The organism is Corynebacterium sp., from assembly GCF_030538285.1.
Classification (GTDB): Bacteria; Actinomycetota; Actinomycetes; order Mycobacteriales; family Mycobacteriaceae; genus Corynebacterium.
In genome coordinates, this window is sequence record NZ_JAUNUG010000033.1 from 26,815 (window position 1) to 33,984 (window position 7,170).

Below are 7,170 nucleotides of genomic sequence, written 5' to 3' on the forward strand. Positions count from 1 at the left end.
ACGCTAAACGTGCACCAGCCTACCGGGGGCGGGCCATTTCCACAGTCAACGGGGTAGGATGTGGCCATGTTCAGACGCGCTTTCGCAGGCGCGCTGCTTGCCGCCGCGCTCCTGCCGGTCACCGCCACTGCCTCTGCCACCGAGGTCACGGTCCTCGGCCCTTCGTGCACATTTGTGTCCACGGAGGCGGAGCTGGAGGATTCTCTGGCGTTGTACGGGGTGTTCGCGGCGAATTGGTCGGCGGAGATTCTGCGGGATGTTCCGGGTGCGGCGGAGGATATGGCACTGGCGCGGGCGTGGTTCGCCGATAAGACGGCCGCCGAGGAGCCGCCGGCGGAAATCTCCGCGGCGCTGGAGCGTATTGACGTCGCCGGGCACCGCGTCGGCTACCAGGGCCAGGAGGCCAGTGCGCCGCTGCGGGTGCTGGTGGATCGCAATGAGCGTCGGCAGTCTGCCCAGCGTTGGCGGGTTATGCCGCGGGTGGAGGCGCGGGAGCGGCTTACCGCCCACCAGGACACCCCCCTGCATGGTTATCGCGCGGGGTTGTCCGTGGCGGCGGCCGAGTCCTGGGAGCGGGCGTGGGCGCGCACGCCGGGCGCGGAGGCCGCGGCCCGGGCCGGTCGGGCCGAGTTCTCCCAATGCACCGCCGGGGTGTCAGGCAAGGCCGCGCCGCCGCCACTGCCCGGGGCGCACATCGGCGCGCTCTATCCCTCCTTGGTGATGGCGCTGCTGGAGGATGTCGGGCAGCTCAAGCCTTAAATGCTGGGGCGTGTGCCTTAACCCTCCAGCGCGAGGATATCCTCGACGGTTTCGCGGCGCAGCATGAGCTTGGTTTTCCCGGCGCGTACGGCGACCACGGGCGGGCGGCCGAAGGCGTTGTAGCGCGAGGACATGGCGTAGGCGTAGGCGCCGGTCGCCGCGACGGCCACGAGGTCCCCCACCGCAATGTCGTCCGGGTACGACGCATCGCGGACGAGGATGTCGCCGGACTCGCAGTGCGAGCCGACGAGGCGCGAGGCCACCGCTGAACCTTCGGTGAAACGGTTGACGAGGCGGGCGTCGTAAAGCGAGCCGTAGAGCGCGGGGCGGATGTTGTCGGACATGCCGCCGTCGACGGAAATGTAGCGGCGCTTGGCGTCCTCGGAGATGGTGACGTCCTTGACGGTGCCCACCTCGTAGACGGTGACGGTGCCGGGGCCGGCGATGGCGCGGCCGGGTTCGACGAGGACGACGGGGGGTTCGATGCCCAGCTCGGCGGCGGTTTTGGCTACGGCCGTGAGGAGGTCGTGCGCTACCTCGTCGACGTTGAGGGGCTGCTCGTCCTCGGTGTAGGCGATGCCGTAGCCGCCGCCGAGGTCGAGCTCCGGCAGCTGGACGCCGAGCTCGCGGTGGATCTGCGAGTACAGGCCCAGGACGCGGTCGGCGGCCATGGTGAAGCCCTCGGCGTCGAAGACCTGGGAACCGACGTGGCAGTGCAGCCCCACCAGCTCGAGGTTTTCGGCGCGCACGGCCGCTTCGGCGGCGCGGTAGGCGGAACCAGAAGCGAGGGAGAAGCCGAACTTCTGGTCCTCGTGGGAGGTGGCGATTGCCTCGTGGGTGTGGGCCTCGATACCGGGCTTGACGCGGATCATCACCTTCTGGATGCGGTCCTGGCCGGCGGCGATGGCGTCGAGAAGCTCGAGTTCGGACTCGGAGTCCAGCACGACGTGGCCGACTCCCTCCGCCACGCACGCCCGCAGGAAGCTGGCGCCCTTGTTGTTGCCGTGCGCGGTCATGCGTTCGGCGGGGAAAGAAGCGGCCAGCGCGATTTTCAGCTCATTGAGGGAGGCGACGTCCAGCGAGAGGCCCTCCTCATCAACCCAACGCGCGATGGTGCGGGTGAGGAATGCCTTGGAGGCATAGTGGACGTTCTCGGCACCACCGAAAGCGCGCGCCATGTCCTGGCAGCGGGAGCGGAAGTCATCCTCGTCGACGACGAAGACGGGGGTGCCGTACTCCTCGGCGATCTCCGGCAACGGCACACCGGCGATGGTGACCACGCCGTCTTCCTGGCGCGCGGCGTTGCGCGGCCAGACGTGGGCGGGCAGCTCGTTGAAATCAGAGCTCATGCGCTTACATCCTCTCCGGGGCGGTGACACCGACCAGGCCAAGCGCGTTGGCCAGGGTCTGGCGGGTGGCGGCGGCCAGCGCCAGGCGGGCAGTGTGGATCTCTGCGGCGTCCTCGCTGGCCTTCGGCAGGATCTGGCAGTTGTCGTAGAAGCGGTGGAAGACGCCAGCCAATTCCTCAGCGTATCGGGCAATGCGGTGGGGCTCGCGGAGTTCCGCTGCGGCCTTGACCACAGTGGGGAACTCGCCGAGGGTGCGGATGAGGTCGCCTTCCCGCTCGTGGGTGAGCAGCGACAGATCAGGGTTGTCGACGGTGACGCCCAGCTCGGCGGCCTTGCGCGCGATGGAGCACAGGCGGGCGTGACCGTACTGCACGTAGTAGACGGGGTTGTCCGAGGACTGGGAGGCCCACAGCGCCAGGTCGATGTCCAGGGAGGAGTCGACAGATGAGCGGATGAGGGAATAGCGGGCGGCGTCGATGCCGATGGCCTCGACGAGGTCGTCGAGGGTGATCACGGTGCCGGCGCGCTTGGACATGCGCACGGCCTCGCCGTCGCGGACGAGATTGACCATCTGGCCGATCATGACCTCGACCTGGTCAGCGTTGTAGCCGAGGGCGGCCGCGGCGGCCTTGAGGCGGGCGACATAGCCGTGGTGGTCGGCGCCGAGCATGTAGATGCACAGGTTGTGGCCACGGTCGATCTTGTCGGCGACGTAGGCGATGTCGCCGGCGATGTAGGCGGCCTCGCCGTCGGACTTGATGACGACGCGGTCCTTGTCATCGCCGAAGTCGGTGGAGCGCAGCCACCAGGCGCCCTCGGATTCGTAGAGGTTGCCGTTGTCCTTCAGCGTCTGCACGGCCCGGTCAACAGCGCCGGACTCGAAGAGCGAGTTCTCGTGGAAGTAGACGTCGAAGTCGGTGCCGAACTCGTGCAACGAGGACTTGATGTGGTTGAACATCATCTCCACGCCGGCGGCGCGGAAGGTCTCCTGGACGTCCGCCGCCTCCAGCGCCCCGGGATGCTTATCGACGATCCGCTGCGCAATCTCCCCGATATAGTCACCGCCGTAGCCGTCCTCCGGGGTCGGCTCACCCTTCGCCGCAGCCACCAGGGAGCGGGCGAAACGGTCGATCTGGCCACCGTGGTCGTTGAAATAGTACTCGCGGGTGACCTGCGCGCCCGCAGCGTTAAGCACGCGGCCCAGGGAATCGCCGACGGCCGCCCAGCGGGTACCACCCAGGTGGATGGGGCCGGTCGGGTTCGCGGAGACGAACTCCAGGTTGATCTTGGTGCCCTCGTAGATGTCCAGATGACCGTACTCGGCGCCCGCGGCGAGGATCTTCGCCACGATCTCGCCCTGCGCAGCCGCCGCCAGGCGGATATTAAGGAAACCCGGGCCCGCGATCTCGGCCTCGTCGATGGCGGGGTCAGCGGAGAGGGTGTCGGCAAGTAACGTGGCCAGCTCGCGCGGATTCATGCCGACCTTCTTGGCCACCTGCAGGGCCAGGTTGGTGGCGTAATCACCGTGCTCCGGATTACGGGGACGCTCGACGACGACCGGGTCCGGCAGCACAGAGGTGTCGAGGCCACGGGAGGCCAGCACGCCAGCGGCGGTCTCCCGGATGAGGGACGCAAGATCAGCAGGTGTCATGGGCGGATAGTCTAGTCCACCTAGTTATATGTCTCCCACTGAGCCTGGTGGCGGGTTAAGATGCCATCTATGCGTCTATCCCCCCGTACTTTCGCCGCCGCCGCGACGCTCGCCCTGCTGCCGCTTTCCGTGCCGCTTGCCCACGCCGCCCCCGCCATCACCTGGGAGGACTGCCCCGCGCAGGTCACCGACCCCAGCGCGCAGTGCGGGCGTATCGACGTCCCCATGTACCACTCCGACCCCTCTGGCGAGAAGATCTCCGTCGGCTTCGTCCGCGTGCCCGCCGCCTCCGGCACCGCGCGTGGCACGATCTTCGGCAACCCGGGCGGCCCGGGCGGCGACGCTTACTCCTACTTCGGCAACACCGAGATGTTTGGCTGGTCTGCCGGTCTCACCGATGAGTGGGAGCGCGTCGCCGTCCAGCCGCGCGGCCTGCCCGGCTCCACCCCCGTCGACTGCTTCGAGGCAGTCAACCAGGGCGGCATGATGGACATGCTCACCAACCAGGGTGGTTTCATCCGCCAGGCCTGCGAGAACGCCCACCCCGGCTACACCGCGTCCCTCACCACCGACAACACCGCCAACGACTGGGAATGGGTCCGCCAGGCCCTTGGCCGCGAGCAGATCTCCATCCTCGGCCTGTCCTACGGCACCTACCTCGGCTCCGTCTACGCCACCCGCTACCCGCAGCACACCGACCGCGTCGTCCTCGACTCCGCCATGGACCCCAAGCTCGCCTGGAACGGCATCATGGGCACCCAGCAGGCCGGCTACGAAAACACCATCCACGAGTTCATGTCCTGGGTCGCCGCCCGCAACGACATCTACGGCCTCGGCGACACCCCGCTCGCCGTGTACCAGGCCTGGTCCGCCCGCGTCGTCGCCGAGACCGGCACCAACCCGACGCTCGTCCCGCCGCCCGCCCAGGTCGGCGACCTGCCCCCGGGCCTCGGCTCCTCCGGCGAGGGTGGCGCACAGGCCATGACCGCCGTCAACCCCTTCGTCGTCTCCTCCCAGGGATTGAGCTCCCAGGCTGTCAGCGGTGGCGGCAACCAGGCCAACTCCCCCACCCTCCAGATCACCCGCGCCATGGTGCCCTTCACCGGCGAATGGGACACCCTCGCCCGCATGATCAACGGCTCCGAGCCCCTGCCCGATCCGGCCGCCGTTGAGGTTCCTGAAAGCGCCCTTATCGAAGCCGCCAACGCCCAGCTCATGCAGCGCCTGATCATGTGCAACGAGAACTCCTACCCCGCCAACCCGGCCGACTACCCCAAGTACGCGTGGTCCAACTTCGTCACCGGTGACATCTTCACCGCCCCGAACGCCATGTTCACCTCCGGCGCCGCGTGCGCTGGTGCCGCACCAGTTGCCGGGCTGCCGGGCGTGTCCGGGGATGCGCTCGACGTGCGCCCGCTGCTCATCCAGGCGACCCACGACCCGCAGACCCCCTACGGCACGCACCACACGCTTGCCGACGCCATGGGTGCCCACGTCATCACCGTCAACGGTGCTGGCCACGGCCACGTCGGCCTGGGCAACACCGCGGTTGACGACGCCGTCGTCGAGTACCTGCGCACCGGTACCACCGCAGTGACCGAGGTGCCGGGACTTAACCGCTAGGTGGATTGGGTCGCCCCCGGCAGGGGTGCTAGACTTTCACCGTTGTCATCCCCAGGCGGGATGGCAGCGATGTCTCCGTAGCTCAGTGGATAGAGCATTGGTTTCCGGTACCAAAGGTCGCAGGTTCGAATCCTGTCGGGGACACGAATGACCTGAGGCCCCGATCGAGAGCACCCGCTCCCGGTCGGGGCCTTTCCCGCGCTCGTCGTGCGCGACGCGGGAATTCGGGTGGCACGAACGCCCTAGAATCCCCGATTTCGGTCCGTTCCTGCCATGCGAAGGAACGCGGTGGTTCATTGCACACCAGTTCGCCGGAAAAAATACCCGTCGGAGCCACTAACTGGCGTACAAAGCGCCACCTGCACGACACCGCCACCCACCACTAGAGTGGCGCCATGACGAACAACATCAATCAGCTCCTGTCCAGCCTGCCCATTGACCGCATCGCGAAGCAGCTAGGGGAAGACCCGACCCAGGTGCGCCAGGCCGCCGAGAACGTCCTCCCGGCACTGCTCATGGGCATGGGTGCCAACGCGAAGGATCCGGCCGGCCGGGATTCCCTCGCCAGCGCCGTCGATCAGCATGACCCGTCGCTTGTGGAGGGCGAGGTGGATGTTGACGCCATCGACACGAACGAGGGCCAGAAGATCGCCCACCACGTGTTCGGCGCCCAGGAGGATCAGGTGGTCAGCCAGCTCGGTGGTCTGGGCGGCGGCAGCTCGCTGGTGCGCAAGCTCCTGCCGATCCTGGCACCGATCGTGATGTCCTGGCTCGCCGGTCAGCTGCAGCAGCGGACGGGCGGGACGAAGCCGCAGACGCAGCAGACGCCGACGCCGTCGTCGAAGGGCGGGCTGCTGGAGCAGATCCTCGGCCAGGTCCTCGGTGGAGGCGGCGGTGCCCAGGAGCAGTCGCCGGGCACGGGTGGCATCTTCGGTGAGCTGCTCGGGGGCCTGCTGGGCGGCGGGCGCCGCTAGCAGAAAACACGACAACCGGGCCCGGGGATCACGTCCCCGGGCCCGGCTCGTCGTTTAGCAGGCGCTTGTGTCGTGCAGGCCGCACTGCGGGATGCCGAGGATGTACGAGGAGAACATCGACGAGAACAACGTGGGGAACAGAATGGCTCCGAAGAGGTAGTCCTCGGGTGCCCAGTTGGAGGAGTGGGAACTGGTGCTGCTGACCTCCTGGGCAGTTGCGGGGGCAGCTGTCCCACCCACGAGCAGGGCGACGCTGGCGACGCTGGCGAGGGTGAGACGAGTCATTCGACGGAGCATGGTGGAACCCTTTCACTTGGTTGGCCTATGAGACTTGTTAGTCGATACTTTCCCGCCTGCCAAGGGGGTCAACCCACAGGCTCCGCACGGGAATACCCCGAATCACCAGGCCACAGGCATATAGAACAATTCGGTAACCGTCGCCGGTATGGTGGTCGGGGAACGTACTCAACAACCGAAAGGCCACGCAATGCTGTTTCTCGCCCGCATGGATGTCTCCTTCCCCGAGTCCTTGACCCCCGAGCAGGTCACCGATTTCCAGGCCAGGGAGAAGGAGTACTCCGGCAACCTGCAGAAGTCCGGGAAGATGAAGGGTATCTGGCGCGTGGTCGGCGAGTACTCGAACTACTCCATCTATGACGTGGAGAGCAATGACGAGCTGCAGGAGGTGCTGTCCAGCTTACCGATGTACAAGTACATGAACATCTAGGTCACCCCGCTGGCGCAGCACCCGAACGCCACCCGAGACTTCTTCTCGCTAAGAGACAGACAGCGAACCGGCCCGTTTCCCACGGTG

Annotated in this window: 7 protein-coding genes and 1 tRNA gene; 5 read left to right on the plus strand and 3 right to left on the minus strand. The window is 67.2% G+C overall.

Going from position 1 to position 7,170, the window contains the following annotated elements; genetic code table 11:
• Nucleotides 1–66: 66 nt before the first annotated feature.
• Nucleotides 67–759 carry a hypothetical protein gene (locus tag Q4G50_RS10790; protein ID WP_303377672.1) on the plus strand — a complete coding sequence of 231 codons (693 nt, stop codon included), beginning with the start codon at nt 67–69 and terminating at the stop codon, nt 757–759.
• A gap of 17 nt (nt 760–776) precedes the next feature.
• On the opposite strand, the gene lysA is transcribed toward Q4G50_RS10790, so the two are convergent.
• Both lysA and argS read right to left on the minus strand, forming a co-directional pair.
• Nucleotides 777–2,108 (minus strand): diaminopimelate decarboxylase, encoded by a 1,332-nt coding sequence (gene lysA / locus Q4G50_RS10795; RefSeq protein ID WP_303377673.1) that lies wholly within the window; start codon nt 2,106–2,108, stop codon nt 777–779.
• Between the two features lie 4 nt (nt 2,109–2,112).
• Nucleotides 2,113–3,759, minus strand: a complete 1,647-nt coding sequence (gene argS, locus Q4G50_RS10800) for an arginine--tRNA ligase (RefSeq protein ID WP_303377674.1) — start codon at nt 3,757–3,759, stop codon at nt 2,113–2,115.
• A gap of 60 nt (nt 3,760–3,819) precedes the next feature.
• Here argS and Q4G50_RS10805 point away from each other — a divergent pair, with 60 nt between their 5' ends.
• The 3 genes from Q4G50_RS10805 (at nt 3,820) to Q4G50_RS10815 (ending at nt 6,356) form a co-directional block, all read left to right on the plus strand.
• Complete coding sequence (locus Q4G50_RS10805) at nt 3,820–5,382, plus strand: alpha/beta hydrolase (protein WP_303377675.1); 1,563 nt, start codon at nt 3,820–3,822, stop codon at nt 5,380–5,382.
• Between the two features lie 71 nt (nt 5,383–5,453).
• Nucleotides 5,454–5,526, plus strand: a tRNA-Arg gene (locus tag Q4G50_RS10810).
• A gap of 251 nt (nt 5,527–5,777) precedes the next feature.
• Nucleotides 5,778–6,356, plus strand: coding sequence for a DUF937 domain-containing protein (locus Q4G50_RS10815; RefSeq protein WP_303377676.1), 579 nt, complete (start codon nt 5,778–5,780; stop codon nt 6,354–6,356).
• A gap of 54 nt (nt 6,357–6,410) precedes the next feature.
• On the opposite strand, the gene Q4G50_RS10820 is transcribed toward Q4G50_RS10815, so the two are convergent.
• Nucleotides 6,411–6,641, minus strand: coding sequence for a hypothetical protein (locus Q4G50_RS10820; RefSeq protein WP_303377677.1), 231 nt, complete (start codon nt 6,639–6,641; stop codon nt 6,411–6,413).
• A 202-nt stretch (nt 6,642–6,843) separates the two neighbouring features.
• On the opposite strand from Q4G50_RS10820, the gene Q4G50_RS10825 reads away from it, so the two are divergent.
• Nucleotides 6,844–7,083: a muconolactone Delta-isomerase family protein gene (locus tag Q4G50_RS10825; protein WP_303377678.1), complete on the plus strand. Its 240-nt coding sequence runs from the start codon at nt 6,844–6,846 to the stop codon at nt 7,081–7,083.
• Nucleotides 7,084–7,170 lie beyond the last annotated feature (87 nt).

What these genes read in the sequence shown, in the direction of transcription:
- Q4G50_RS10790 (WP_303377672.1), top strand. Translation starts at nt 67, where the DNA reads ATGTTCAGACGCGCTTTCGCAGGCGCGCTGCTTGCCGCCGCGCTCCTG.
- lysA (WP_303377673.1), bottom strand. Translation starts at nt 2,108, where the DNA reads ATGAGCTCTGATTTCAACGAGCTGCCCGCCCACGTCTGGCCGCGCAAC.
- argS (WP_303377674.1), bottom strand. Translation starts at nt 3,759, where the DNA reads ATGACACCTGCTGATCTTGCGTCCCTCATCCGGGAGACCGCCGCTGGC.
- Q4G50_RS10805 (WP_303377675.1), top strand. Translation starts at nt 3,820, where the DNA reads ATGCCATCTATGCGTCTATCCCCCCGTACTTTCGCCGCCGCCGCGACG.
- Q4G50_RS10815 (WP_303377676.1), top strand. Translation starts at nt 5,778, where the DNA reads ATGACGAACAACATCAATCAGCTCCTGTCCAGCCTGCCCATTGACCGC.
- Q4G50_RS10820 (WP_303377677.1), bottom strand. Translation starts at nt 6,641, where the DNA reads ATGACTCGTCTCACCCTCGCCAGCGTCGCCAGCGTCGCCCTGCTCGTG.
- Q4G50_RS10825 (WP_303377678.1), top strand. Translation starts at nt 6,844, where the DNA reads ATGCTGTTTCTCGCCCGCATGGATGTCTCCTTCCCCGAGTCCTTGACC.